Annotated in this window: 19 protein-coding genes and 1 tRNA gene; 12 read left to right on the plus strand and 8 right to left on the minus strand. The window is 71.8% G+C overall.

From position 1 onward, the window contains the following. Nucleotides 1-16: 16 nt before the first annotated feature. Nucleotides 17-916 carry a hypothetical protein gene (locus tag ACFWZH_RS29210; RefSeq protein ID WP_384437673.1) on the minus strand — a complete coding sequence of 300 codons (900 nt, stop codon included), beginning with the start codon at nt 914-916 and terminating at the stop codon, nt 17-19. Between the two features lie 266 nt (nt 917-1,182). Between ACFWZH_RS29210 and ACFWZH_RS29215 the strand changes: the two genes are divergently transcribed. From ACFWZH_RS29215 to ACFWZH_RS29235, 5 genes are all read left to right on the plus strand, one after another. Then, nucleotides 1,183-1,989, plus strand: a complete 807-nt coding sequence (locus ACFWZH_RS29215) for a S1 family peptidase (protein ID WP_384437676.1) — start codon at nt 1,183-1,185, stop codon at nt 1,987-1,989. A gap of 221 nt (nt 1,990-2,210) precedes the next feature. Next, nucleotides 2,211-2,432 carry a hypothetical protein gene (locus ACFWZH_RS29220; RefSeq protein ID WP_384437679.1) on the plus strand — a complete coding sequence of 74 codons (222 nt, stop codon included), beginning with the start codon at nt 2,211-2,213 and terminating at the stop codon, nt 2,430-2,432. 195 nt (nt 2,433-2,627) lie between these two features. Then, complete coding sequence (locus ACFWZH_RS29225) at nt 2,628-3,308, plus strand: response regulator (RefSeq protein WP_384437682.1); 681 nt, start codon at nt 2,628-2,630, stop codon at nt 3,306-3,308. A gap of 31 nt (nt 3,309-3,339) precedes the next feature. Next, on the plus strand, nt 3,340-4,488 hold the full coding sequence (locus tag ACFWZH_RS29230; RefSeq protein ID WP_384437793.1) for a sensor histidine kinase: 1,149 nt from the start codon (nt 3,340-3,342) through the stop codon (nt 4,486-4,488). Nucleotides 4,489-4,607: 119 nt separating this feature from the next. After that, nucleotides 4,608-7,688, plus strand: a complete 3,081-nt coding sequence (locus tag ACFWZH_RS29235; RefSeq protein ID WP_384437685.1) for an endo-alpha-N-acetylgalactosaminidase family protein — start codon at nt 4,608-4,610, stop codon at nt 7,686-7,688. Nucleotides 7,689-7,724: 36 nt separating this feature from the next. Here the strand turns inward: ACFWZH_RS29235 and ACFWZH_RS29240 are convergent, their stop codons facing one another. Next, nucleotides 7,725-9,536 carry a beta-galactosidase gene (locus ACFWZH_RS29240; RefSeq protein ID WP_384437688.1) on the minus strand — a complete coding sequence of 604 codons (1,812 nt, stop codon included), beginning with the start codon at nt 9,534-9,536 and terminating at the stop codon, nt 7,725-7,727. A gap of 161 nt (nt 9,537-9,697) precedes the next feature. Between ACFWZH_RS29240 and ACFWZH_RS29245 the strand changes: the two genes are divergently transcribed. The 6 genes from ACFWZH_RS29245 to pyk all read left to right on the plus strand — a co-directional run bounded on the left by ACFWZH_RS29245 (nt 9,698) and on the right by pyk (nt 19,190). Then, nucleotides 9,698-10,573: a helix-turn-helix domain-containing protein gene (locus tag ACFWZH_RS29245; protein WP_384437691.1), complete on the plus strand. Its 876-nt coding sequence runs from the start codon at nt 9,698-9,700 to the stop codon at nt 10,571-10,573. 511 nt (nt 10,574-11,084) lie between these two features. After that, entirely contained in the window at nt 11,085-13,634 is a 2,550-nt protein-coding gene (gene pepN, locus ACFWZH_RS29250) for an aminopeptidase N (protein ID WP_384437694.1), read from the plus strand. Between the two features lie 205 nt (nt 13,635-13,839). After that, on the plus strand, nt 13,840-15,243 hold the full coding sequence (locus ACFWZH_RS29255; RefSeq protein WP_384437697.1) for a pyridoxal phosphate-dependent decarboxylase family protein: 1,404 nt from the start codon (nt 13,840-13,842) through the stop codon (nt 15,241-15,243). Further along, nucleotides 15,240-16,670: a lysine N(6)-hydroxylase/L-ornithine N(5)-oxygenase family protein gene (locus ACFWZH_RS29260; protein WP_384437699.1), complete on the plus strand. Its 1,431-nt coding sequence runs from the start codon at nt 15,240-15,242 to the stop codon at nt 16,668-16,670. Before ACFWZH_RS29255 ends, ACFWZH_RS29260 begins: the two co-directional genes overlap by 4 nt. Nucleotides 16,671-16,850: 180 nt before the next feature. Beyond that, on the plus strand, nt 16,851-17,597 hold the full coding sequence (locus ACFWZH_RS29265) for an SIMPL domain-containing protein (protein ID WP_384437702.1): 747 nt from the start codon (nt 16,851-16,853) through the stop codon (nt 17,595-17,597). A 156-nt stretch (nt 17,598-17,753) separates the two neighbouring features. Next, nucleotides 17,754-19,190, plus strand: coding sequence for a pyruvate kinase (pyk, locus tag ACFWZH_RS29270; protein WP_384437705.1), 1,437 nt, complete (start codon nt 17,754-17,756; stop codon nt 19,188-19,190). Between the two features lie 55 nt (nt 19,191-19,245). Here the strand turns inward: pyk and ACFWZH_RS29275 are convergent, their stop codons facing one another. Next, nucleotides 19,246-20,019: a transcriptional regulator gene (locus ACFWZH_RS29275; RefSeq protein WP_384437708.1), complete on the minus strand. Its 774-nt coding sequence runs from the start codon at nt 20,017-20,019 to the stop codon at nt 19,246-19,248. 108 nt (nt 20,020-20,127) lie between these two features. After that, nucleotides 20,128-20,202: transfer RNA gene (locus tag ACFWZH_RS29280), tRNA-Leu, on the minus strand. 94 nt (nt 20,203-20,296) lie between these two features. Here ACFWZH_RS29280 and ACFWZH_RS29285 point away from each other — a divergent pair. Beyond that, complete coding sequence (locus ACFWZH_RS29285; protein ID WP_384437711.1) at nt 20,297-20,950, plus strand: ANTAR domain-containing response regulator; 654 nt, start codon at nt 20,297-20,299, stop codon at nt 20,948-20,950. 77 nt (nt 20,951-21,027) lie between these two features. Here ACFWZH_RS29285 and ACFWZH_RS29290 read toward each other — a convergent pair whose 3' ends face one another. The 4 genes from ACFWZH_RS29290 to ACFWZH_RS29305 are packed head-to-tail and all read right to left on the minus strand — an operon-like array spanning nt 21,028 to nt 25,349. After that, entirely contained in the window at nt 21,028-21,744 is a 717-nt protein-coding gene (locus ACFWZH_RS29290) for an ABC transporter ATP-binding protein (protein WP_384437713.1), read from the minus strand. Beyond that, a complete protein-coding gene (locus tag ACFWZH_RS29295) occupies nt 21,741-22,598 on the minus strand; it encodes an ABC transporter ATP-binding protein (RefSeq protein ID WP_384437716.1) in 858 nt (285 codons plus the stop codon). The genes ACFWZH_RS29290 and ACFWZH_RS29295 overlap by 4 nt, the downstream gene beginning before the upstream one ends. 7 nt (nt 22,599-22,605) lie before the next feature. Further along, nucleotides 22,606-24,414 carry a branched-chain amino acid ABC transporter permease gene (locus ACFWZH_RS29300; RefSeq protein WP_384437719.1) on the minus strand — a complete coding sequence of 603 codons (1,809 nt, stop codon included), beginning with the start codon at nt 24,412-24,414 and terminating at the stop codon, nt 22,606-22,608. Between the two features lie 5 nt (nt 24,415-24,419). After that, nucleotides 24,420-25,349 (minus strand): branched-chain amino acid ABC transporter permease, encoded by a 930-nt coding sequence (locus ACFWZH_RS29305; protein ID WP_384437722.1) that lies wholly within the window; start codon nt 25,347-25,349, stop codon nt 24,420-24,422. Nucleotides 25,350-25,467 lie beyond the last annotated feature (118 nt).

The following is a 25,467-nucleotide window of genomic DNA, read 5'->3' on the forward strand; positions in this document are numbered from 1 at the left end:
ACGGGCCGGCGCCCGCTCATGTGTCGCAGTCCAGCAGGGACTTGCACAGTCCGCAGCGCGCCTGGAGCCGTCCGCGCACCGGGACCCGGATCCGTTGATCGCACACCGGGCAGCGGAACGACACCCGCAGCGGCGTCGGCCCCTCGAAGGCGTAGCCGTCGTCCGGGCCCGGCGGGCGGTCGGCGCGCCGCGGATCCCGCGCCGCCCGGCGGTCCTTGGCGTAGCGGAGCCGGGCGGCCCATCCGGCGCCGGCGAGCGGCGGCCGGCGCGCGTCCTGGCGGGCCCGCGCCGCGCCCGCCGCGTACGCGTCGCAGGCCTGCGGGCTGGTGAACCACGGTGCCGGGTCCTCACCGAAGAACTCCGCCCGCTTGGCGAGGACATAGCCGAACTCCTCCGGCGTCAGATAGCCGAGCTTCTGGGAGAACGGGCCGTGCTCGCGGTAGGCGTCCAGCAGCAGCCAGCCGGTGCCGAGGTAGGCGGCCGCGGTGTCGGTGAGGATCTCGTTGTCGCGGGTGCCGGGGAACGACAGGTCCAGGCGGTGCAGGTAGACATGCATCACCTCATGGGCCAGCGCGGCGCCGATGTCCCGGCGGTGCTTCTTGAAGCGGTCGTTCAGCTCGATGAAGTACTCGGGTCCCGCGGTGAGTTCGACGTTCGCGGCGTGTTCCATCTCGCGGAAGCCGACCACCATCCGCGCGTCCGGCAGCCGCAGCTGCCGCACCAGGGCGTGCGCGACGCGCTGTGCGCCCAGGTACAGGTCCTCGGTGTCGTCGAAGGCGACGTCGACCGGAAGCACGCTGGTGGCGAAGGTGCTCACCGTGTCGTACGACAGGCGTTTGAACACGGCGTGGACGGCCGCACGCACCGTGTCGAGATGAGGGAATCCGTGCTCGATACCGCTGCCACCCGTGGTCACCCGGCCCACTCTACGACTGTCCTGGTTCGTCCGGTATGGACCGTACGGGGCGTGGGTAGTAAGGGAGTTGGCTGGATGCGCACCCTTGTCACCCTGATCGCCCACTCCACATAATCCAAGGGCGCTTCACGGACTCATCCCCCACTGGGTCCGGACGCCTTACGGCGTGCCGCCGTCCTCCACGCACCTTTTCGGCGGGTACGTTCCGGCTCCGGTGTTGGCATGGGCTCGTCAGCGACGTGCAACCCCCCACGAAAGGAAGCCCGTTGCGCAGCTACCGGAAGCTCCTCAAGAGAACCACCGCCGTCGGCGCGATCGCCCTGGCCGCCTTCAGCCTCCAGCCCGGCTCGGCCTCCGCGGCCCCCGCCCCCGACCCGTCCGGGTCCCACACCAAGGTCGTCGGCGGCACCAAGGCCGAACAGGGTGAATACCCCTTCATGGTCCGGCTGTCGATGGGCTGCGGCGGCGCCCTCTACGCCAAGGACATCGTGCTCACCGCGGCGCACTGCGTCGACGGCAGCGGCGACAACACCTCCATCACCGCCACCGCGGGTGTGGTCGACCTGGAGGACTCCAGCGCCGTCAAGGTGAACTCCACCAAGGTCCTCCAGGCCCCCGGCTACAACGGCAAGGGCAAGGACTGGGCACTGATCAAGCTCGCCAAGCCGATCGACCTGCCGACCCTGAAGATCGCCGAGAACGACAAGCTCAACAACGGCGACTTCGAGATCGCCGGCTGGGGCGCCGACAAGGAGGGCGGCGACCAGCAGCGCTACCTCCTCAAGGCGACCGTGCCGTTCGTGGACGACGCCACCTGCCAGAAGGCCTACGGCGACCAGCTCACGCCCGGCGACGAGATCTGTGCCGGCAAGCTGGACACCGGCGGCATCGACACCTGCCAGGGCGACTCCGGCGGCCCGATGTTCCGCAAGGACGACGCCGGCGAGTGGCTCCAGGTCGGCATCGTCTCCTGGGGCGAGGGCTGCGCACGGCCCGGCAAGCCCGGTGTCTACAGCGAGGTGAGCACCTTCGCCGCGGACATCAAGAAGGCCGCGGGCGAGCTCGGCGGCTGACCGCACCACCCACGCACACCACGGCCCGGGGAGCAGCGGCTCCCCGGGCCGTGGTGTGTCCGCGTGCCCGACCCCGGTCCGGGACTTTGGTCCCGCGCCCGCGGGACCTTGGTCCGCCCGCGCCGGGGACCAAACTCACCCCTCCGGCCGGGCCCTGTGGCGCCGGCGACGGTCCTAGGGCCCATGGCCGCACCCGCGTGCCCCTCCCTAGCGTGGACGGCATGTCCACCGAGCCCCGCACCCGGCCCCCGGCGCGCGACCGCGACCACCGCGTGACGGTCGCCGCCGTCCTGCTCCTCGCCGCCTGCGCCGCGGCCCTGGCCTACGTCCTGCTGGGCGGCCACCGCCACGGCCCCGTCGCATCGGAGTCGACCGCCGACGGCCCCGCCCGCACCGTCCTGGACCAGGGCCCGTCCGACGGATCAGGGGCGGACGCCCCCTAGGGTCTGTCCGGTGGGTCATGGCCGGGTCCGCGGCGTCTGGCACGGCACCTCGCGGCGTTGCCGAAACGTCCCGAGAGCTCCGCTATCGAGACGCTCCGGCGCCTTGCGATGCACCGCACCAGACGCCGCGGCCCATCCGACCCTGACCCACCGGACAGACCCTAGGCCGCCGAGGAGGGAAGGAGGAGGCGAGCGATGCCGATCAGCGTGGTCGTCGCGGACGACCAGGAGATGGTCCGCACCGGGTTCCGGATGATCCTGGAGAGCCGGGACGACATCGAGGTCCTCGACGACGTCGTCGACGGCGAGGCCGCCCTCGAAGCCGTCGACCGGCTGCGCCCCGACGTACTGCTGCTGGACATCCGGATGCCCGGGACCGACGGCCTGGAGGTCACCCGCCGGCTCACCGAGCGCGCCGCCGCCCACCCCGAGTACGGCGGGCGGCCCCGGATCGTCATCGTCACCACCTTCGACCTGGACGCCTACGTGCACACCGCGCTGCACGGCGGCGCCTCCGGCTTCCTGCTCAAGGACGCCAGCCCCGCCCTGCTCGTGGAGGCCGTACGGGCCACCGCCGTCGGCGACTGTCTCGTCTCGCCCGCGATCACCGTCCGGCTGCTGCGCGAACTGGCCCCCGCCACCGGCCGCGGCGCGCCGGCCCGCACCCCCGCCGAACCACTCACCGAGCGCGAAGTGGACGTCGTACGGGAACTGGCACGCGGCCGGACCAACGCCGAGATCGCCGACCGGCTGTACGTCTCGCTGTCCACGGTCAAATCCCACCTGGCGCACGTACAGACGAAGCTGGCCGCCCGCAACCGCGTGGAGATCGCCGCGTGGGCCTGGGAGAGCGGGCTGACCGCGGGGAGCACATGAGCGAGCACCGCGGGAGACGCAGATGAGCCCGATGTCGGGCTGGGCCCGCAGCCACCCCGGGCGCGCCGTCGCCGCCAAGGCCGTCCTGGCGGCGGTACTGCTGTTCCTGGTCGGTGTGGAGACCGTGGTGCTGGCCCGCCAGCCCACCCGCCCGCACGCCATCGTCGTGGCCACCGCCGTCGTCGTCTGCCTGTGCGCGGTGCCGTTCGCCCGGATCCCGCCGACAGTACGGGCCTGGACGGCGGCCGCCGTCTCGCTGACCGCCTCGGCGGTGCTGATCGCCGGGCAGCACGCCCTGAAGGCGTGGGGCCTGGGGGAGGGGATCGCGCTGCTGGTCCTGCTGACCGCCGTGGTCCACCGCGCCCCCGGCCGCACCGCCGCCCTCCTCGGCCCGATGCTCGGCCTGTCCTGCGTCCTCGCCCCGATGCGCGACATCCGGCTGGGCGTCTTCACCGTCGTCTACGGCGTGCTCACCGTGGTCGTCGCCGCCTACTCGATGATCCTGCGCCTCCAGGACGCCCAGCGGCTGCGCGACCTGGCGGCCGTACGGGCCGCCGAGCGCCTGGAACTGGCCCGGGAACTGCACGACCTGGTCGCCCACCACGTCACCGGCATCGTCGTCCAGGCCCGCGCCGCCCGCTTCACCGCCCTCGACGGGACGCCGGCGGGCGCCGCCTTCGAACGGATCGAGACCTCCGGCGGCGAGGCGCTGGGCGCGATGCGCCGGCTGGTGCGGGTGCTGCGCGAGCCCGGCGCGCAGACCCGGCCCGTCGCCGGGCTCGCCGAGGTCCGCGCGCTGACCGACGCCTTCGCCCGCACCGGCCCGCCGGTCGTGCTCTGCGTGGACCGGCGCGCCGCCGACGCCCTGCCCGCCGACGTGGCCGCGGCGGTCCACCGCATCGTGCGCGAGGCACTGACCAACGTCCGCAAGCACGCGGCGGACGCCACGGCGGTACGGATCGGGCTGCGGCCGGTCGCCGGCGGCGTGGAACTGCGCGTCGCCAACGACGGCGGCACCCCGGCCCGGCTCTGCGAACAGGCCCGCGGCGGAGGCTTCGGGCTGGCCGGACTGACCGAACGGGCCGAGGCGATGGGCGGCCGGCTCGCCGCGGGCCCCGCCGCGGAGGGCGGCTGGGAGCTGATCGCCGCACTGCCCCTGGACGGCGACCGGCCCGCCTGACCCCCGGCGGCGACATCTGTCCAACACCTGCCCCTCCTTTGTCCATAGGCGCACCCCCCGCCCCGGCAGCACGCTGTCCGCCGACAGCCAGTGCACGCCCGAAGGGGAGGACAGCGCGCGTGAACCCACAGACAGGTGCCCCGCGCGGGCCCAGCCGCAGAAAGCTCGTCGCCGCCACCGCGCTCGCCTCGGTCGCCGGCGCCCTGCCGCTCGGCGCGTCCCCCGCCGCGGCCGCACCCCGCGCGGGCGAGCGGGTGCTGCGGTCCGACGCACTGGAGGTCCGGGTCGACACCGCCTTCCCGCGCATCGTCTCCTACACCGACCGCGGCACCGGCGCCGTGCTGCACGGCCAGGAGACCGCCCTCACCCAGGTCCTCGTCGACGGCACCGCCCGCACCCCCCACGTCACCCACCAGGCCCGCGCCGACCGCGCCACCTACACCCTCACCTTCGACGGCGGCACCGAGATCACCGTCGAGATCGCCGTCCAGGGATGGCGGACCACCTGGCGCGTCACCGAGGTCACCGACACCCCCGCGCTGCGCGTCGGCACCCTGGAGATCCCTGGCCTCGCCCTGCTCAGCGTCCGCAGCGACCAGCCCGGAGCCGCCCTGCTGGCCGCCCGCATCGAACTGGACAAGGCCAAGAGCGGCGACACCCTGATCCAGGTCTCCGACACCACCCCCGCCGAGGCCGCACCCACCGGCTGCGCCTACGCCGTCGTCGCCACCGACCAGCTGGCCGCCGCCGTCGAGACCAACACCGTCCACGACACCCCCACCGGCGCCACCGCCTGGGAGAACGGCCGGCTGACGCGGCAGACCCTCAAGGGCGACGGCTTCGTCAAGGCGCAACTGGTCCCCGGCCAGTGGACCCACCGGGCGGCCGGGCAGGCCGTGGCCGCCACCGATCCGCTGCCGCAGGCCACCGTCATCGTCACCCGCGACCGCAACGGCGACGGCCGCACCGACTGGCAGGACGCCGCCATCGCGCTGCGCGACATCATGGTCGTGCCGCTGGGCGCCGACGAACAGCACCTGCGGGTGGTCGCGCACATCCCGTTCAACTTCGCCAGCCAGGCCACCAACCCGTTCCTCGCCACCCTCGACAACGTCAAACGGATCGCGCTGGCCACCGACGGACTGCGGCAGTTCACCCTCCTCAAGGGCTACCAGTCCGAAGGCCACGACTCCGCGCACCCCGACTACGGCGGCAACTACAACGAGCGGGCCGGCGGCCTCGCCGACCTCAACGCCCTGGTCCGCGCCGGCAAGAAGTGGAACAGCGACTTCGCGGTGCACGTCAACGCCACCGAGTCCTACCCCGTCGCGCACGCCTTCTCCGAGACGCTGGTGGACAAGGACGACAAACAGTGGGACTGGCTCGACCAGTCCTACCGCATCGACGCCCGCCGCGACCTGGTCTCCGGCGACATCGCCCGGCGCTTCGCGCAACTGCGCCAGGAGACCGACCCGGCGCTCAACACCCTCTACCTCGACGTCTTCCGCGAATCCGGCTGGAACTCCGACCGCCTCCAGCGCCATCTGCGCGACCAGGGATGGCACGTCACCACCGAATGGGGCCACGGCCTGGAACGCTCCGCCCTGTGGTCGCACTGGGCCACCGAGACCGACTACGGCCCCGACACCTCCCGCGGCATCAACTCCCAGCTGATCCGCTTCCTGCGCAACCACCACAAGGACGTCTTCGCCGACAAGTGGCCCACACTGCTGGGCATCGGCCGGATGGGCAACTTCGAGGGCTGGGTCGGCAAGACCGACTGGCACGCCTTCCACACGATCATCTGGACCGAGGCGCTGCCCGCCAAGTACCTCCAGGCGTACCCCATCAAGACCTGGGGAGCCCACGAGATCACCTTCGAGGGCCCCACCCGGACCTCGGTCAGCGACGCCGCAGGCACCCGCAAGATCACCACCGACGGCCGCCTGGTCTACGACGGCGGCACCTACCTGCTGCCCTGGGAGCCCCGCCGCGCCACCGACCCCGGCAAGCTCTACCACTACAACCCCCGCGGCGGCACCACCAGTTGGGCCCTGCCCCGCGGCTGGTCGTCGGCCACCACCGTGTACGCCTACCGGCTCACCGACCAGGGCCGCACCCAGGAGACCCCGATCCCCGTCACCGGCGGCCGGATCACCCTCACCGCGCAGCCCGGCGTCGCCTACGTCGTCCACCGCGACCGGGCCCCCGCCCAGGGCGGCCCCGACTGGGGCGAGGGCACCGCGCTGACCGACCCCGGCTTCCACTCCGGAAACCTCGACGCCTGGCAGACCACCGGCCCGGCCTCGGTGCGGCGCACCGACCTGGGCGACTACGAGCTGGTCGTCGACGCGGGCGGCGCCGCCACCGTCGCCCAGAAACTCACCCGGCTCGCCCCCGGCACCTACGCCGCCTCCGTGCAGATCGAGGTCGGCGCGAAGCCGGGGGAGCGGCGGCGGGCCGCCCTGGAGGTCCGCACCGCCGACGGCGTCACCGCCACCAACTGGACCGACACCTCCACCGCCGGCAACCACGTGGCGGCCGACCGCAAGTCCGGCACCCGCTTCCAGCGCCTCTTCACCCGCTTCACCGTCCCCGAGGGCGGCGGCCCGGTCACCCTCGCCCTCACCGCCGCGGCGGGCCGGGCCCGGGTCCGGTTCGACAACGTCCGCGTCGTCCCCGCCGAACCCACCGCCCAGACAGACGCCCTGGTCCACGAGGACTTCGAGCACGTCCCCCAGGGCTGGGGAGTCTTCGTCAAGGGCGACGCGGGCGGCAGCACCGACCCCCGCACCCATATCGCCCAGCGGCACGCCCCGTTCACCCAGCGCGGCTGGAACGGCAAGGCGGTCGACGACGTCGTCGACGGCCACCAGTCGCTCAAGTCGCGCGGCGAGAACACCGGCCTGGTCTACCGGACCGTCCCGCACACCGTCCGCTTCACCGCCGGCCGCCGCTACCGGGTCACCTTCCGCTACGCGAACGAGACCGCCGGCCAGTACGCCTGGATCACCGCCGTCGACGAGCCCGCACCCCGCGAACTGACCCGCAGCCCCCTGCCCGTCGCCACCCGACCCACCACCCACACCTACGAGTTCACCGCACCCGACCGCGGCGAGGCCTGGGTCGGACTGCGCAAGACCGGCGACGACGGCACGGCGGAGTTCGTCCTCGACGCGTTCGAGGTGCGCGAGGTGTAGGCCGTGGGGGCGGGTCGGTGCGCCCCCACGGCCCCCTCAGCCCTGCGCCGCGCAGGGCCCCAGACCGGGCGCCCCCGCCCCTTCCCCCACGAGGGCCGGGGCGCCCTCCCACTCCCACAGCAGCAGCTCGTTGCGGCCCTCGCGCAGCACCGGGCCCGGCACGAACAGGGCGCGCTGCGGCCCCACGGAACGGTAGCGGCCCAGGCAGAACCCGTTGATCCAGGCGATCCCGTGGCTCCAGCCCGGCAGCACCAGATCGGCGTCCCCGGCCCGCCCGGCCACCGTCACCGTCCCCCGGTACAGCCCCGGATCCCCGCCGGCCCCCGCCACCCCCCGGAACGGGACCCTCGCCAGCGCCCCGGCCTCCTCCAGCGCGTCCAGCCGCAGCCCCCGCGACCGTACGCCGTGCAGATACTGCCGCTCGTGCAGCACCCCGCCCACGATCCCCTTGGACTCGGCCAGCCGCGGCCCGTAATTGACCCGCCCCAGCGACGCCACCCACAACTCCACCGACGCCGGCCCCGCCACCTCCCCGACCACCGCGTCCTCGGTGTCCACCACCGCCCGGCGCTCACCGTCGACGTACACCACCGCCCGGTCCCGCAGCCCGCTCACCCGCAGCGGCCAGCGGCCCCGCGGCCCCGGCACCGCCACCCGGTAGCGGACCAGCCCCCGGTCCACACCCAGCTCCTCGAACGTCGCCGGGACGGCCCCCTCGACCTCGTCGCCGCCCAGCGCCGCCATCACCTCCTCGGCCGGCGCCCACCGCTCCACCACCACCTCCGCCGGAGCCGCCAGCCCCGGCGGCGGCTGGGGCACCTCGGGCAGCGGCCCGTCCGCCCACTGGGCGAGCACCTCCCGAAAGCGCCAGAACTTCTCCGTCGGACGCCCCCGTTCATCGACCGGCGCCCCGTAGTCGTACGACGTGACGGTCGCCCGCAGCTCCCCGTCGTGCAGCTCACCCGCGCGGTTGGCCCCCGCCCACCCGCCGAAGCTGGTGCCGCCGTGCGCCATGTAGATGTTGACCGAGGCACCGCACTCCAGGACCTCGCGCAGCGCCGCCGCCGCGTCCTTGGGAGCGCGCGGGACCTCCGCCCGCCCCCAGTGCGCGAACCATCCGCACCAGAACTCCATGCACATCAGCGGCCCGTCCGGCTGACGGCGCCGCAGCGCCGCGAACGCCTCCCGCGCCCCCGAACCGAAGTTGACGGTGGCGAGCACCCCGGGCACCGACCCGCCGCTGAGCATGTGCTCCTCGGGCCCGTCCGAGGTGAACAGCGGCACCCGCACCCCCAGCGCACGCAGCCGCCCCACAAGGTGCGCCAGATAGCGGGCGTCGCTGCCGTACGAGCCGTACTCGTTCTCCACCTGCACCATGACCACCGGACCGCCGCCCGGCCCGCCGTCCCCCGGGGCCGCCGTGCACTGCCGCGCCACGACCTGCGGCAGCAGCCGCGCGAACCAGGCGTCCACGGCCCGCAGAAACGCCGCGTCCCGCGTCCGCACCCGCCGGCCCAGCGACCCGGTCAGCCAGTGCGGCAGCCCGCCGTTCTCCCACTCCGCGCAAATGTACGGCCCCGGGCGGACGATCGCCCACAGCCCCGCCGCCCGCGCCGCGTCCAGGAACCGGCCCAGCGCCTCGGGGTCGGCGAACTCACCGGGCCGCGGCTCGTGCAGGTTCCACGGCACATACGTCTCCACGCAGTTCAGACCCATCGCCCTCAGCATCGCCAGCCGATGGCCCCACTGCCCCTCGTGCACCCGGAAGTAGTGCAACGCCCCGGACAGCAGCCGCACCGGCCGCCCGTCCAGCGTGAAGTCCCGCTCACCCACCGCGAATTGCGCCACGCCACCCCGCCCCTGTGTCGTCCTGCCGCGTCATCGGTCAGCCTCACCCTCTGGCGGCGCGGCGGTCCATGGACAAAGATCGGCCCTCGTTGGACGGTTCGACGGAGCGGCGGCGGACTCCGCCACCACGGCAGAGGTGCCAGACGACGGGAGGTCCGGGCATGTACCACACCTGGATGCGGTACTTCACCCCGAGCCCGGTCCACCACCGGCTCGGCCTGGTGTGCCTGGGCGTCGGCCTGCAGCACGGCACGCTGCCCACGGTCGGCCCGCGCACCCTCGACCACCACGTCGCCCTCGTCATCAGCGCCGGCCGCGGCTGGTACACCGCCCCCGACGGCCGCCGCCGGCCGGTCACCGCCCCCGCCCTGCTGTGGCTCATCCCCGGCGTACCGCACCACTACGGGGCCGACGCCGAAACCGGCTGGGACGAGAGCTTCGTCGACTTCACCGGACCGGCCGCCGCGACCTACACCGAACTCGGCTACATCGAGCCGGACCGGCCCCTCGTACCACTCGCCGACACCGGCCCGGCCCGGACCGCGGTCGGCCGCATCGCCCGCGCGGCGCGACGCGGCAACCCCCTGCTGGAGGTGGAGACCGCCGCCGCCGTCCACGAACTCCTGGTCGCCCTGCGCCGCGCCCGCGCCGACACCGACGCCGACGGCGACCCCGTCCTGGGCGCCCTGGCCCGGGACGCCTTCCTGCCGCTCACCGTCGCCGAGCACGCCGCCCGGCACGGTATGACCCCCGCCGAACTGCGCACCGCCGTACGGCGCGGCGCCGGCTGCAGCCCCAAGGACTACCTCCTCGGCATCCGGCTCGGCCGGGCCAAGGAACTCCTCATCGGCACCGACCTCCCCGTCGCCGCGGTGGCCCGCCGGATCGGCTACGACGACCCCGCCTACTTCAGCCGCCTGTTCACCCGCCGCGTGGGCACCGCCCCGGTCCGCTTCCGCGACCGCCAGGTCCGCTCCGTCCCCGGCGGCTGGTCCACGCAGATCCCCGACCCCGACGATCCGCCGCTGGTGCGCTGAACCCGGGTGCGCGCTCGCATGGCTGTGCGGGGGCCGGAGGGGACACCCCGTACCCCGTCCTCGGCGCGGGCGCCTCTGGTACGTGCAGAACCCGCCCCGGCGTCCGCTCCGGTCCTGCGGGCGGGGCACGGGGCATCCCCTCCGACCGTCCACGTGGGCGGCTGACCGACCGTACCGATGATGCTCACCACGGCGACGACGTGACGATTGCGGCCAGGTGCGTGTGGTGTCGGACCGTGCCACCGGGCCGCAGACGGGACACACGTAGGCCGGAGGGGACGTACGGGGGTCCGCCCGCAGGACCGGAGCGAACGCCGGGGTGACTTCACCGCGTACCAGATGCGCCCGCGCCGAGGACGGACCCCCGTGCGGCCCCTCCGGCCCCCGCGACACCGACACACCCCGCCCGACGCGACCCCACCGAGCGCAGCGCGACACGACCACTTCAGCCCCGCCCAGAGCCCGCCAAACCCCCGTGCACCGCCCACCGGCCGTACGGCAGCATGTCCCCATGCCCGCACTGCAGCGCGACGAGGCGCAGACCCGAGCCCGACTCATCGACGTCCACCGCTACGCCGTCGAACTCGACCTCACCCACGGTGAGGAGCGGTTCGGCTCCCGTACGGTGATCCAGTTCACCGCGCGAGCGGCCGGCGACACCTTCGTCGAGCTCAAGCCCGTCGAGCTGCGCTCCGCCACCCTCGACGGCCACCCGCTCGACCCCGAGGCCCTCGACGACAACCGCCTCCCGCTCACCGGCCTGACCCCCGGGGACCACGAACTGCGCCTGGACGCCACCATGCGCTACTCCCGCACCGGCGAGGGCATGCACCGCTTCACCGACCCCGCCGACGGCGAGGCCTACGTCTACACCCAGCTGTTCATGGACGACGTCCAGCGCGTCTTCGCCGCCTTCGACCAGCCCGACCTCAAAGCCGTCTTCGAGCTGACCGTCACCGCACCCGAAGGCTGGAGCGTCCTGGCCAACGGCATCACCGAGCACCTCGGCCAGGGCCGCTGGAAGGCCGCCCCCACCCCGCTGATCTCCACCTACCTCGTCGCCGTCGCCGCCGGCCCCTGGCACTCCGTCCGCACCGAACACGCCGGACTGCCCTTCGGCATCCACTGCCGCCGCTCCCTCGCGCCCCACCTGGACGCCGACGCCGAGGAACTCCTCGACCTCACCCGCCGTTGCTTCGACCGCTACCACGAGATCTTCGAGGAGCCCTACCCCTTCGACTCCTACGACCAGGCCTTCGTCCCCGAATTCAACGCCGGCGCCATGGAGAACCCGGGCCTGGTCACCTTCCGCGACGAGTTCGTCTTCCGCTCCGCCGTCACCGACACCGAGCGCCAGACCCGCGGCATGGTCATCTCCCACGAGATGGCCCACATGTGGTTCGGCGACCTGGTCACCCTCCAGTGGTGGGACGACATCTGGCTCAACGAGTCCTTCGCCGAGTACATGGGCTACCAGGTCCTGGCCGAAGCGACCCGTTTCACCGACACCTGGACCGACTTCGCCGTCGCCCGCAAGGGCTGGGGCTACGACGCCGACCAGCGCCCCTCCACCCACCCCGTCGCCCCCACCCCCGAGGACGTCCCCGACACCGCCTCCGCCCTCCTCAACTTCGACGGCATCTCCTACGCCAAGGGCGCCTCCGCCCTGCGCCAGCTCGTCGCCTGGATGGGCAACAAGGACTTCCTCACCGGCATCAACGACCACTTCGCCCGGCACCGCTTCGGCAACGCCACCCTCGCCGACTTCATCGACTCCCTCGCCCGTGCCACCGACCGCGACGTCCACGCCTGGGCCGCGCGCTGGCTGCGCACGACCGGAGTCGACACCCTCACCCCCGAGGTCCGCGAAGGCGCCGACGGCCACTGGAGCCTGACCGTCCACCAAGCCGGAAGCGCCGACGGCACCCGCCCCCACCACCTCACCGTCGGCCTCTACGACCACGACCCGCACACCCCCGGCCGCCTCCTCCCGCGCGCCCCGCTCTCCTGGGACCTGCCCCACGCCGGCGACCACAGCGCCACCGGCGGCCGCCCCGCCCTGCTCCTGCTCAACGACCAGGACCTCACCTACGCCAAGGTCCGGCTCGACCCCCGCTCCTGGGACACCGCCCTCGCCGCCCTGTCCGGCCTCCCCGACCCGCTGACCCGCGCCGTCGTGTGGAACGCCGCCCGCGACATGGTCCGCGACGGCGAACTGCCGCCCACCGCCTACCTCGACGCCGCCCGCGCCCACCTCCCGCACGAGACCGACCTCGCCATCGTCCAGGGCGTCCTGGCCTTCGCCCGCACCCAGATCGCCGACCGCTACCTGACCGCCCAGGAGCGCCACACCGCCCTGACCACCCTCACCGCCCTCAGCCGCGACATACTCCGCCGCACCGAAGGCCCCGAGAACGGCGCCGCCACCGGACTGCGGCTGGTCGCCGTCCGCGCCCTGATCTCCAGCGCCACCACCCCCGAAGGCATACAGGACTGGCTCGACGACGGCAGCGTCCCCGGCGGCCCGCACCTCGACCCCGAACTGCGCTGGCGCATCCTCGGCCGGCTCGCCACCCTCGGCGCCACCACCCCCGCGCTCATCGACGCCGAACTCACCCGCGACCCCAGCGCCACCGGCCGCGAGGGCGCCGCCCGCTGCCACGCCGCCCTCCCCGACCCCGCCGCCAAACAGGCCGCCTGGGACGCCCTGTTCACCACCGACGAGACCGGCGGGAAACCAGTTCTGTCCAACTACCTCTTCACCGCCACCGCCACCGGCTTCTGGGCACCCGAGCACCACGACCTGCTCCGCCCCTACGTCGCCCGCTACTTCGCCGACGTACCCGCCCTCGCCGCCGCCCGCGGCCCGGCCCTCGCCGCCGCCGCCGGCCGCGACGCCTTCCCCGCCGTCGTCGTCGAGGAGGACACCCTCCGCCTCGGCTCGAGCTGCCTCGCCGACGGCGACCCGACCCCCGCCCTCCGCCGCAAGCTCATCGACCAACTCGACGACCTGCGGCGCGCATTGGCGGTACGGGCCGCCGCGACGGGCAGCGGCGCATAGCGCACACCCCCGCACAGCGGGTGCCGCCGGACCGGCAGCCGGCGGCACCCGAACACTGCGGTACACCCGTACCACTTTCGGGTGGTATGACCGCAAGCGCTGGATGCGCAGCGTACCGGAGCAGTAACTTAGGGCCGCCTCACGACTGTCCGAACGGATGGCCTTCGCGGCGCAGCCCGAACGCCCCTCACGGAAGAGCGCCTCCATGTCCGTGCCCCCTGCCGGCACCGCCCTCGCAGGCGGCACCAACGGCCCCCGCGCACTGCGCCCCCTCCTCGACACCGTCCTCGACGCCCTCACCACCGGCGCCGAGGACCGCGCCGGCCCCCTCCCGGCCGGCGGCCCCGACGCCGTCGCCCGCGCCGTACACGACGCCTGCCACCCCCTGCTGCCCGAGCACGGCACCGGACCGCACGCCGCCCTGCGCACCCTCGTCCACACCCTCGCCGCCGGCGCCGCCGACCCCGCCGACCCCCACTGCGCCGCCCATCTGCACTGCCCGCCACTGGCCCTCGCCACCGCGGCGGACCTCGCCGCCGGCGCCCTCAACCCCTCGATGGACTCCTGGGACCAGGCCCCCGCCGCCTCCGCACTCGAAGCCCTCACCAGCCGCGCCCTCGCCCGGCTCGTCTACCCCCAGGCCACCGCCCCCGACGCCCTGGTCACCACCGGCGGCACCGAATCCAACCAGCTCGGCATCCTCCTCGCCCGGGAGACCGCCGCCGGCCACGCCCCCCTCCAGATCGTCTGCGGCGCCAACGCCCACCACTCCATCCACCGCTCCGCCTGGCTCCTCGGCCTGCCGCAGCCCCTCACGCTCCCCACCCCCGACGGCACCCTCGCCCCCGACACCGTCCACACCTGCCTGGCCAACCTCACCGGACACACCGGCCCGGTCCTCCTCACCGCCACCGCGGGCACCACCGACTCCGGCGCCATCGACCCCCTCCCCGCCCTCGCCGACCTCGCCGAACACCACGGCGCCCGCTTCCACATCGACGCCGCCTACGGCGGCCCCCTCCTCTTCAGCGACACCCACCACACCGCCCTCGAAGGCCTCACCCGCGCCCACACCGTCGCCCTCGACCTGCACAAACTCGGCTGGCAACCCGTCGCGGCCGGTCTCCTGGCCGTCCCCGACCCCGCCACCCTCGCCCCCCTCACCCACCAGGCCGACTACCTCAACGCCGACGACGACACCGAAGCCGGCCTCCCCGACCTCCTCAGCCGCTCACTGCGCACCACCCGCCGCCCCGACATCCTCAAAATCGCCGTCACCCTCAAAGCCCTCGGCCGCCACGGCCTCGGCGAACTCGTCGACCGCACCCTCGCCGCCGCCCAGGCCCTCGCCGACCTCATCGAGGCCCACCCCCACTACGAACTCCACTCCCGCCCCACCCTCAGCACCGTCCTCTTCCGCCCCACCAACGCCGACGACACCACCCTCGCCACCATCCGCCGCACCCTCCTCACCGACGGACAAGCCGTCCTGGGCCGAGCCACCACCCCCACCGGCCTCTGGCTCAAGGCCACCCTCCTCAACCCCCACACCCAAACCGGAGACCTCACCACCCTCCTCAAACTCGTGGAAGGCCACATCCCCCGATGAGCACCGCTCCCGAAACCCCCATCACCACCCACACCGCGAGCCCCGAGGAACCCCTCGACCTCGCCGGCATCGGCATCGGCCCCTTCAACCTCTCGCTCGCCGCCCTCGCCCACCCCCTCACCCAACTGCGCACCGCCTTCTACGACCAGCGCCCCACCTTCCGCTGGCACCCCGGCCTGCTCATCGACGGAGCCACCCTCCAAGTCCCCTTCCTCGCCGACCTCGTCACCCTCGCCGACCCCGCCAGCCCCTGGAGCTTCCTCAACTACCTCAAGACCCGCCAACGCCTCTTCCCCTTCTACTTCGCCGAGCGCTTCCACATCCACCGCGCCGAATACGACGCCTACTGCCGCTGGGTCAGCGAGAACCTCCCCAGCCTCCACTTCGGCCACCAGATCGACGCCGTGCGCTGGAACCCCGAACACGAGGCCTTCGAGGTCGACTTCACCCAACTCGGCACCGAAGGCGAAGCCGAAGCACTCGGCCGCACCTACGCCCGCAACCTCGTCCTCGGCATCGGCACCACCCCCCACATCCCCGTCCCGCTCCGCCCGCTCGCCGACGCCCCCGCCGTCCCCGTCATCCACTCCGCCGACTACCTCGACCACCGCGAGCAACTGCTCGCCGCCGACCACATCACCGTCATCGGCGCCGGCCAGTCAGGCGCCGAAATCTTCCTCGACCAGCTCCGCGCCCGCCCCACCGGCCGCGAAGGCATCCACTGGCTCGCCCGCACCGCCGCCTTCGCCCCCATGGAATACAGCAAACTCGGCCTCGAACACTTCACCCCCGACTACACCCGCTACTTCCACGCCCTCCCCGAACGCGTCCGCGACGACCTCGTCCCGCGCCAGTGGCAGCTCCACAAGGGCATCGACCACGACACCCTCGCCGCCATCCATGACGAGCTCTACCGCCGCACCCTCGACGGCGGATGGCCCGACGCCACCCTCACCCCCGGCGTCTCCGTACGCACCGCCGGCCGCGTCGGCACCACCAAGGTCGAACTCCACCTCGACCACACCCAGCAGGGCACCCGCTCCCGCCTCACCACCGACGCCGTCGTCCTCGCCACCGGCTACCGCGAACGCCGCATGGACACCCTCCTCGCCGCCCTCGACCCCTACGTACGCCGCGACGCCGGCGAGCGCCCCCGCATCGACGCCGACCACCGCCTGGTCCTCGACCCCGGCGTCACCGGCTCCCTCTACGTCCAGAACGCCGAAACCCACACGCACGGCGTCGGCGCCCCCGACCTGGGCCTCGCCGCCTGGCGCAGCGCCACCATCCTCAACTCCCTCACTCAGGCCACCCCCTACCCCCTCCCCACCCGCACCGCCTTCACCACCTTCGGCCTTCCCCAGCCCGCCACGGGCCGGGCCGGCACCGTCCCCCGTCAGGGCTCCACCCTCGTCCCACGCCACTGACCCACGGCGGCGGGTGCCTCCCCGGCACCGCCGCCGCCCTTCAGCCGCAGGGATTGTCATGCCCATGGCTTTGGATGGTGGTCCGCGTCGCCCGGCCGCCGTACCCCCACCGGCCCAAACTCCCACCCCACCCCTCCGCGATATGCAACCCTTCGCCCACCCGCACCCCAAGGAGCCCCCATGACCGACCCCACGCACGACGCCCCCATCGAAGACACCCCCATCGACACCACCCCCGCCACCCCCACCGCCCTGCCCTACGGCACCCCCGACACCCCCCGCCTCGCCGTACGCGGCGAAGCCCGCCTCGAAGTCGACCCCGAGATCGCCCGCATCACCGTCACCGTCAGTGCCCGCGGCACTGACCGCACCGCCGCCCTCGCCGACCTCACCCGCCGCAACGAACAGGCCCTCACCCTCATCAAGAGCTACGGCGACGCCATCGAGAGGCTGGAAACCGGCGCCTTCAGCCTCACCCCCCAACTCACCGAAAAGGGCCGCCACGAACGCATCCGCGCCTACCACGGACGCGTCACCCACACCGCCACCCTCAACGACTTCACCACCCTCGGCGAACTCACCACCCGCCTCGCCGACCTCGACCTCACCCGCGTCGACGGCCCCTGGTGGGCCCTGCGCCACGACTCACCCGCCCACCGCGACGCCCGCACCCAAGCCGTACGCGAAGCCGTCCAGCGCGCCCGCGAATACGCCGAAGCCCTCGGCGCCCGCCTCGACGCCATCGTCGAACTCGCCGACCTCGGCGCCGAGAACTCCACACCCGCCGCCCCCGCCATGCGCGCCTTCGCCGGCTACGGCGGCGCCCCCGTCCAGGAATCCGCCCCCGCCCTCGACCTCGAACCCCAGCGCCAAACCGTCTACGCCCATGTCAACGCGCGCTTCACGATGACCCGCCCCGCGCTGTGACCACACTGTGAGACGCCCCCGCGCGAGGGCGGAAATCTGCTCATCGGAGCGCCATCGCGCGCATTCCAATACTTGTCAACAGCCTTTCACTCAGCGCTCGTTGAGCAGTCACTTCTTCACAGTTCCCTACCGCCCGGTAAGTCATAGAGTCGAAACATGCGCCGAGCAAAGATCGTCTGCACACTGGGACCCGCCACCGACTCGTACGAGCAGATCAAAGCCCTCGTCGAGGCCGGAATGGACATCGCCCGCTTCAACCTCAGCCACGGCACCTACGCCGACCACGAGGCGCGATTCGACCGGGTCCGCAAAGCGTCCGAAGAAACCCGCCGCAGCGTCGGCATCCTCGCCGACCTTCAAGGTCCGAAGATTCGCCTGGGCCGATTCCGTGAAGGCCCCGTACTTCTCGAACGCGACGACGAGTTCGTCATCACCGTCGAACCGTCCACCGAAGGCGACCGCCACATCTGCGGGACCACCTACCCCGGCCTCGCCGCCGACGTCACCACCGGCGAACGCATCCTCGTCGACGACGGCAAGGTGACCCTGGAGGTCACGGGAGTCACCGGCCCCCGCGTCCACACCAAGGTCATCGAAGGCGGCATGGTCTCCGACCACAAGGGCCTCAACCTCCCCGGCGTCGCCGTCTCCGTCCCCGCCCTGTCCGAAAAGGACGAGGACGACCTCCGCTGGGCCCTGCGCTACGGCGCCGACATCATCGCCCTCTCCTTCGTCCGCAGCGGCCGCGACATCGAAGACGTCCACCGCATCATGCGCGAAGAAGAGCGCTTCCTCCCCGTCATCGCCAAGGTCGAAAAGCCCCAGGCCGTCGACAACATCGACGACATCGTCGCCGCCTTCGACGGCATCATGGTCGCCCGCGGCGACCTCGGCGTCGAAATGCCCCTCGAAACCGTGCCGATCGTCCAGAAGCGCGCCATCAAACTCGCCAAGCGCAACGCCAAGCCGGTCATCGTCGCCACCCAGATGCTCGACTCGATGATCGACAACTCCCGCCCCACCCGCGCCGAAGCCTCCGACGTCGCCAACGCCGTGATCGACGGCACCGACGCGGTCATGCTCTCCGGCGAAACCAGCGTCGGCAAATACCCCACCGAAACGGTCAAGACGATGAGCCGCATCGTCGAGGCCGCCGAGGAAGACCTCCTCGCCAAGGGCCTCCCGCCGCTCACCGAGGCCAACAAGCCCCGCACCCAGGGCGGCGCCGTCGCCCGCGCCGCCGCCGACATGGGCGACTTCCTCGGCGCCAAGTTCCTCGTCGCCTTCACCCAGTCCGGCGACACCGTCCGCCGCCTCTCCCGCTACCGCTCGCCGATCCCGCTCCTGGCCTTCACCCCCGACCCGGCCACCCGCTCCCAGCTCAACGTCAGCTGGGGCGTGGAGACCTTCCTCGGCCCGACCGTCAACTCCACCGACGAGATGGTCGCCCAGGTCGACGAGCAGCTGCTGAAGATCGGCCGCTGCCAGAAGGGCGACGTCGTCATCATCACCGCCGGCTCCCCGCCCGGCGTCCCCGGCTCCACCAACCTCGTCCGCGTCCACCACATCGGCGAGGACGACGCCCCGAAGTAGCCCCACCCGCACCACACTTGAACCCGCTGGGCCGAGGAACTGACTGCCGTCCCTGTCAGTACTTCGGCCCGATGTGTTGGTCCATGAGGGCGACGGAGGCGCGCCGGGCGACGGAGATGTTCTCCGCCTTACGGGATTGCCGCGCGGGCTTCCATTCGACGCCGACCTTGTCGAGGGTGTCCGTGTAGAGCCGCAGGATGTCGGCGGACATGTTCGTGAAGAAGTACCGCGGGTACTCGTAGCGCTTGCGCTCGCCGCCGACGATGCGGGTCGTCCAGTTGGTGATCCGGCATCCGTCGGAGTGGATCAGTCCGCGGATGAACTCCCAGGGGTGCTCGTCCACGATCTGCTGTTGCCAGGGCTCGAGAACGATCGACCGATCGTGCTTCTTGCCGGGGCCGTGCTGAGGGAAGAGGCACGGCCAGTGGTGGCTGTAGCTCGTCACCATGACGCAGCCCTCGCGCTGGATGATGCACACGCTGTTCATGGGGCGGACCGTCTTGATCGCCTCGCGGCACGCCGCGATGAGCCCCGGCCAGGCGTCGGCGCACGCGATGCGGAGCGCATACCCCCGCCGTCGTGGCTGTCTGCTGATGCAGCCGTCGCCGAGGTAGAGGCCGAGTAAGTACGCGTATGCCTCGGCCGCTTCGGGCGGTCGTGGTACCGGATCGCACCTCGGGCATTCCGTCTTACGGGAGATCGGCTCGATCCGGGTCTGCCAGGAGCGGATCGCGTACCGGGAAATGCCGGTCTGCTTGCTTACGGCGTTGAGGCTGCGGCCCTGGACTACAAGGGCGAGAGCCCGCTGTCGCGTTGCGATGTCGTACACGCATACGAGACTGGCGTCCGGGGTGTCGACTTGTGGAAGTTCGGGAGGGCGTCACCGGAAAGGGTGACGGGTATCGCGAAAATCGCGACCTTCGAAACGAAGGTAAAGTGCCCCAGGTGGGATTCGAACCCACACTTTCGGCTGTTTGAGAGCCGCCTCTCTAACCAGTTGGAGTACTGGGGCCTTAGAAAGGGAGGGCACCTGCGGCCCTGCGTGCTCCTACCCTACAGGAGCTAGGTAGGCTCATGGGGCACCACCTGCCAGCAAGAGGAGTCCCGTGAGCGCCGCCGAGCCCGAGCAGCCCGTCGCCGATGACGATCAGTCGCATGTCCCGCCGCTGACCACGCGCGTCGTGATCGCCGAGGACGAGGCCCTCATCCGTCTCGATCTCAAAGAGATGCTGGAAGAGGAGGGCTACACCGTCGTCGGCGAGGCCGGGGACGGTCAGACCGCCGTGGACCTGGCCCGGGAGCACCGCCCCGACCTGGTGATCCTGGACGTGAAGATGCCGGTTCTGGACGGTATCTCGGCGGCCGAGAAGATCGCCGAGGAGAGCATCGCGCCGGTGCTGATGCTGACCGCGTTCTCGCAGCGTGAGCTGGTGGAGCGGGCGCGGGACGCCGGTGCGATGGCGTATCTGGTGAAGCCGTTCTCCAAGAGCGACGTGGTGCCGGCGATCGAGATGGCGGTGAGCCGGTTCACCGAGCTGAAGACGCTGGAGAAGGAGGTCGCCGACCTCACGCAGCGGCTGGAGACGCGCAAGCTGGTGGACCGGGCGAAGAGCATTCTGCAGACGCAGTACGGGCTGACGGAGCCGGCCGCCTTCCGGTGGATCCAGAAGACGTCGATGGATCGCCGGCTGTCGATGCAGCAGGTCGCCGAGGCGGTCATCGAGGACGCCGAGGAGAAGAAGCAGAAGAAGGACCAGTAGGAGGCGCGCGTTGCGCGTGGGCGGCCCCGTACCGGTGGATACCGGTACGGGGCCGCTTGGTTGGGGGAGTGGGGTGGTCAGTCCTCGCCCAGGTACGCCTTGCGCACGGATTCGTCGTGGAGGAGCGATTCGCCGGTGCCGGAGAGGGCGATGCGGCCGATTTCCATGACGTGGGCGTGGTCGGCGAGGGAGAGGGCGGCCTGGGCGTTCTGTTCCACCAGGAGGATGGTGGTGCCTTGGGAGCGGAGTTCGCGGATGGTCTCCATGATTTTCTGCATCATGATCGGCGAGAGGCCCATGGAGGGTTCGTCGAGCATGAGGAGTTTGGGGCGGGACATGAGGGCGCGGCCCATGGCGAGCATCTGCTGTTCGCCGCCGGAGAGGGTTCCGGAGGCCTGTCTGCGGCGTTCCCCGAGGATGGGGAAGAGGTCGTAGATCCGCTGGATGTCGGATTCGATGCCGTCGGCGTCTTTGCGGAGGAAGGCGCCGAGCTGGAGGTTCTCGGCGATGGTCAGGCGGGGGAAGAGTCGGCGGCCTTCGGGGGAATGGGCGAGGCCGAGTTCGACGATCTTGTGGGCGGGCACGCCGTTGAGCGGTTGTCCGTCGAAGGTGATCTTTCCGGCGAGCGGCTTGAGGAGGCCGGAGAGGGTGCGCAGGGTGGTGGTCTTCCCGGCGCCGTTGGTGCCGATGAGGGTGACCGCCTGACCTGCTTCGACGGAGAACGAGATGCCCTTGACGGCTTCGATCTTGCCGTAGGCGACGCGGAGGTCCTCGACCTCGAGAAGTGCGGTCATGGGGTGTCTCCGGTCTGCTCCTCGGCCGGCTGGTGGGCCGGCTCCGCGGTGTCGCTGGTGGTGTCCGGTGCCACGGGTTCCCCGAGGTATGCGGCGATGACGCGTTCGTCGGCCTGGACGACGTCCGCGGTTCCTTCGATGAGTTTCTGGCCTTGGACGAGCACGGCGACGCGGTCGCAGAGGTTGAAGATGAACCGCATGTCGTGCTCGATGACGAGTACGGCGGTGCCCTGGTCGCGGATGGCGAAGACGAGCTCCTGGGTGGCGCGGGTCTCTTGCGGGTTCATGCCCGCGGTGGGCTCGTCGAGCAGGAGGAGTCCGGGCTCGCTGGCGAGGGCGCGGGCGATTTCGAGCTTGCGTTGTTCGCCGTAGGGGAGGTTGCGCGCGAGGTGGTCGCGTTTGTGGGCGAGGCCGGTGAATTCCAGGAGTTCCATGGCGCGTTCTTCGCTGCCGAGTTCGGCCTTCTTGAAGCCGGGGCCTCGGAGCAGTGCCGACCAGAGGCCTTCTTTTGTGCGCGTATGCCGGCCTACGAGGACGTTCTCCAGGACGGTCATGTTGGCGAAGAGGCGGATGTTCTGGAAGGTGCGGGCTATGCCGGCCTGGGTGACGAGGTGGGGTTTGCGGGAGAGGCGGGTGCCTCGGTAGCTGACCGCGCCCTCGGTGGGGGTGTAGAGGCCGGTGAGGCAGTTGAAGAAGGTGGTCTTGCCGGCGCCGTTGGGGCCGATGAGGCCGACGATCTCGCCGCTGTTGACGGTGAGGTCGACGCCTCGTACGGCGGTGAGTCCGCCGAAGCGCATGGTGACACCGGAGGCTTCGAGGATGGTGTCGGTGGCGGTGATGGTGGGTGTGGTCATGGTGTCGTCACGCCTTTGCCTTGGTGACGCCGATGGTCGCGTCCGCGTCGGGCAGGCGCTGTTGATCGGGCACGTCGAGCTGGCCGGTCTCGTGGAATTCGAGCTGCTTCCTGCGGTCGGCGATGAGGCCTTCGGGGCGGAAGCGCATCAGCAGGACGAGCGCGATGCCGAAGAGCAGCAGCTGGTAGTCCTGGAGGAAGTCGAGCTTGGCCGGGATGAGGAAGAGCAGGGCGGCGCCGACGAGGGGTCCGCTGAGGGTTCCCATGCCGCCGAGGATGACGGCGGCGAGGAGGAAGGCGGAGTTGGGCGGTTGGGGGCCGGCGAACTGGAACTGTTCGGGCGTCGCCGTGGTGACCACGTGTGCGTGGACGGTGCCGGCGAGTCCGGCGAGGGCGGCGCCGAGGGCGAAGGCGAGGAGCCGGAGCCGGAAGCTGTTGATGCCCATGGCGATGGCGGCGGTCTCGTCTTCGCGGATGGCGATCCAGGCGCGGCCGATGCGGGAGGCCGCGGCGCGTCGGAAGACCATGACGACGAAGGCGGTCACGAGGATCATCAGCAGGTAGTAGTTGCCGTAGGTGGCGATGGGGATGCCGAGGATGTCGTGGGGTTCGCCGAAGTTGAAGCCGAAGATTTCGAGGTTGGGGATGTTGGGGATGCCCATGGCGCCGTTGGTGACGTCGGGGCCCGTGGTGCCGTTGAGGTTGAGCATGGCGATGCGGAAGATCTCACCGAAGCCGAGGGTGACGATGGCGAGGTAGTCGCCGCGTAGGCGGAGGGTGGGGGCACCGATGAGGACGCCGAAGATCAGGGAGGCGGCGGCGCCGGTCAGCAGGGCCGCCCAGAAGGGGAAGCGGATGCCGAGGGCGGATTCGGCGGAGCCGGAGACCAGGGCCGCGGCGTAGGCGCCGACGCCGAGGAAGGCGACGTATCCGAGGTCGAGGAGGCCGGCGAGGCCGACGACGACGTTGAGGCCCAGGGCGACGGTGGCGAAGATCAGGATGTTGGCCCCGATGATCGTGTACTGGTCGGTGTCCTGGGTGAAGGGGAAGCTGGCGGCGGCGAGGAAGGCGGCGCACAGGGCGGGGCCGCGGTGTGCGTGGGTGAGTTCGGTGAGTCGTTTGATCAGTCCTGCCCGGTTGAGGGCGGGGATGGCGATCACCATGAAGAGGAGGTATCCGACGAAGGGCGCGCCGTCGTCGGTGTCGATGCCGTAGGTGAAGGCGAGGAGTCCGGCGGCGAAGGCGGCGGCGATGATGAGGATTTCGCCCCAGCCGGGCAGCTCGCGGGTGCGGCGTGTGACGGGGGAGGCGGCCAGGGCCGCGGTGAACCGCTGCCAGGCGTCCTTGGGCGGTGTCTCCGGGCTGCGGTCGGCGGGGAGGCCGAGCGCGGCGAGGAGGGTGACCAGGGAGGTGACGCCGGCGAGGAAGCCGCCTGGTTCGAGGTTGACCAGGCCGCCGAGTTGGACGGCGATGGCGATGAGGGTGAACCAGGTGGCGGCGAAGGTGGCGAGGGCGGCGAGGAGCACGGGGGCGTTGCGGCCGCCGGGGATGAGCCATTGCAGGCCGCGGATGCCGAGTCCCGCCGCCGCGAGGAGGAGGGTGAGGACGCCGCCGACGAGGGTGAGGAGCTGCAGTCCGGCGGGGGATCCGTAGTAGGTGAGTTCGCCCGGGAAGTCGTTGCTCCAGGTCCAGGCGAGACCGGTGGTGACGGCGGTGGCCAGGGCGGCCGCCGCGGTGGCGATGCGGGCGGGGCGCTCGGGGAGCGGGAGTACGCCCGGGGTGCCGGGTGCGGTGGTCTTGGTGAGGTCCGTGGTCATCGCTATCACGCCCGATCCGCGACGCGTTCGCCCAGAAGACCTTGTGGTCTCAGGAGGAGTACGAGGATGAGGAGGACGAAGGCCCAGACGTCCTTCCAGGCTCCGCCGCCGAATTGCTGCATGCCGGGGATCTCTTCGATGTAGGCGGTGGCGAGGGCTTCGGCGATGCCGAGGACGACGCCGCCGAGCATGGCTCCGTAGATGTTGCCGATGCCGCCGAGGACGGCGGCGGTGAAGGCCTTGAGGCCCATGATGAAGCCCATGCGGAACTGGACCTCGCCGGTGCGCAGCCCGTAGGCGACGGCGGCGACGCCGGCGAAGGCGGCGCCGATGGCGAAGGCGAGGACGATGATCCGGTCGGTGTTGATGCCCATGAGCTTGGCGGTGTCGGGGTCCTGGGCGGTGGCCTGCATGGCGCGGCCGCTGCGGGTTTTGGCGACGAAGAAGCCGAGGGCGATCATGCAGGCGGGGGCGGCGGTGAGGACGAAGAGGTCGCCGCGTTGGACGGTGGCGCCCAGGATCTCGAAGGAGTGGCCCTTGAACTGGGGGAAGACGCGGGCCTGCTTGCCGTCGGGGTACCACTTCCAGATGGCTTGCTGGAGGGCTATGGAAAGGCCGATGGCGGTGATGAGGGGTGCGAGGCGGGGTGCGCCGCGCAGTGGTCGGTAGGCGAACCGTTCGGCCGCGATGCCGACGAGGACGGACACGGCGATGCCGCCGAGGAGCATGATCGGCAGGGCGAGGGCGAGTGAGGTGCCGGCGGGCAGTGCGAGGTAGACGCTGAGTGCGCCGAAGCCGCCGACCATGAAGATCTCGCCGTGGGCGAAGTTGATGAGCTGGACGATTCCGTAGACCATCGTGTAGCCGATCGCGATGAGTCCGTACATCGCGCCGAGGATGAGTCCGTTGGCCAGCTGTTGCGGCAGTTCGCTCACCGCAGGCCTCCGTTGTGTGGGAGTGAGGGGATTCCGGGGTGTCCCGGTGTGCCACGGGCCGCGCCAGGGTCGTTCGTGGCGTCCTGGCGCGGCCCGGGGTGGAGCGGTGTGTCAGGTC

Origin of the sequence: Streptomyces sp. NPDC059008, assembly GCF_042749045.1 — a bacterium.
Lineage (GTDB): Bacteria > Actinomycetota > Actinomycetes > Streptomycetales > Streptomycetaceae > Streptomyces.

Excerpts from the sequence above, each read along its gene's own strand:
- ACFWZH_RS29230 (WP_384437793.1), top strand. The coding sequence starts at position 3,340 with ATGTCGGGCTGGGCCCGCAGCCACCCCGGGCGCGCCGTCGCCGCCAAG.
- ACFWZH_RS29255 (WP_384437697.1), top strand. The coding sequence starts at position 13,840 with ATGTCCGTGCCCCCTGCCGGCACCGCCCTCGCAGGCGGCACCAACGGC.
- ACFWZH_RS29220 (WP_384437679.1), top strand. The coding sequence starts at position 2,211 with ATGTCCACCGAGCCCCGCACCCGGCCCCCGGCGCGCGACCGCGACCAC.
- ACFWZH_RS29295 (WP_384437716.1), bottom strand. The coding sequence starts at position 22,598 with ATGACCACACCCACCATCACCGCCACCGACACCATCCTCGAAGCCTCC.
- ACFWZH_RS29290 (WP_384437713.1), bottom strand. The coding sequence starts at position 21,744 with ATGACCGCACTTCTCGAGGTCGAGGACCTCCGCGTCGCCTACGGCAAG.
- ACFWZH_RS29225 (WP_384437682.1), top strand. The coding sequence starts at position 2,628 with ATGCCGATCAGCGTGGTCGTCGCGGACGACCAGGAGATGGTCCGCACC.
- ACFWZH_RS29300 (WP_384437719.1), bottom strand. The coding sequence starts at position 24,414 with ATGACCACGGACCTCACCAAGACCACCGCACCCGGCACCCCGGGCGTA.
- pepN (WP_384437694.1), top strand. The coding sequence starts at position 11,085 with ATGCCCGCACTGCAGCGCGACGAGGCGCAGACCCGAGCCCGACTCATC.
- ACFWZH_RS29260 (WP_384437699.1), top strand. The coding sequence starts at position 15,240 with ATGAGCACCGCTCCCGAAACCCCCATCACCACCCACACCGCGAGCCCC.
- ACFWZH_RS29265 (WP_384437702.1), top strand. The coding sequence starts at position 16,851 with ATGACCGACCCCACGCACGACGCCCCCATCGAAGACACCCCCATCGAC.
- ACFWZH_RS29245 (WP_384437691.1), top strand. The coding sequence starts at position 9,698 with ATGTACCACACCTGGATGCGGTACTTCACCCCGAGCCCGGTCCACCAC.
- pyk (WP_384437705.1), top strand. The coding sequence starts at position 17,754 with ATGCGCCGAGCAAAGATCGTCTGCACACTGGGACCCGCCACCGACTCG.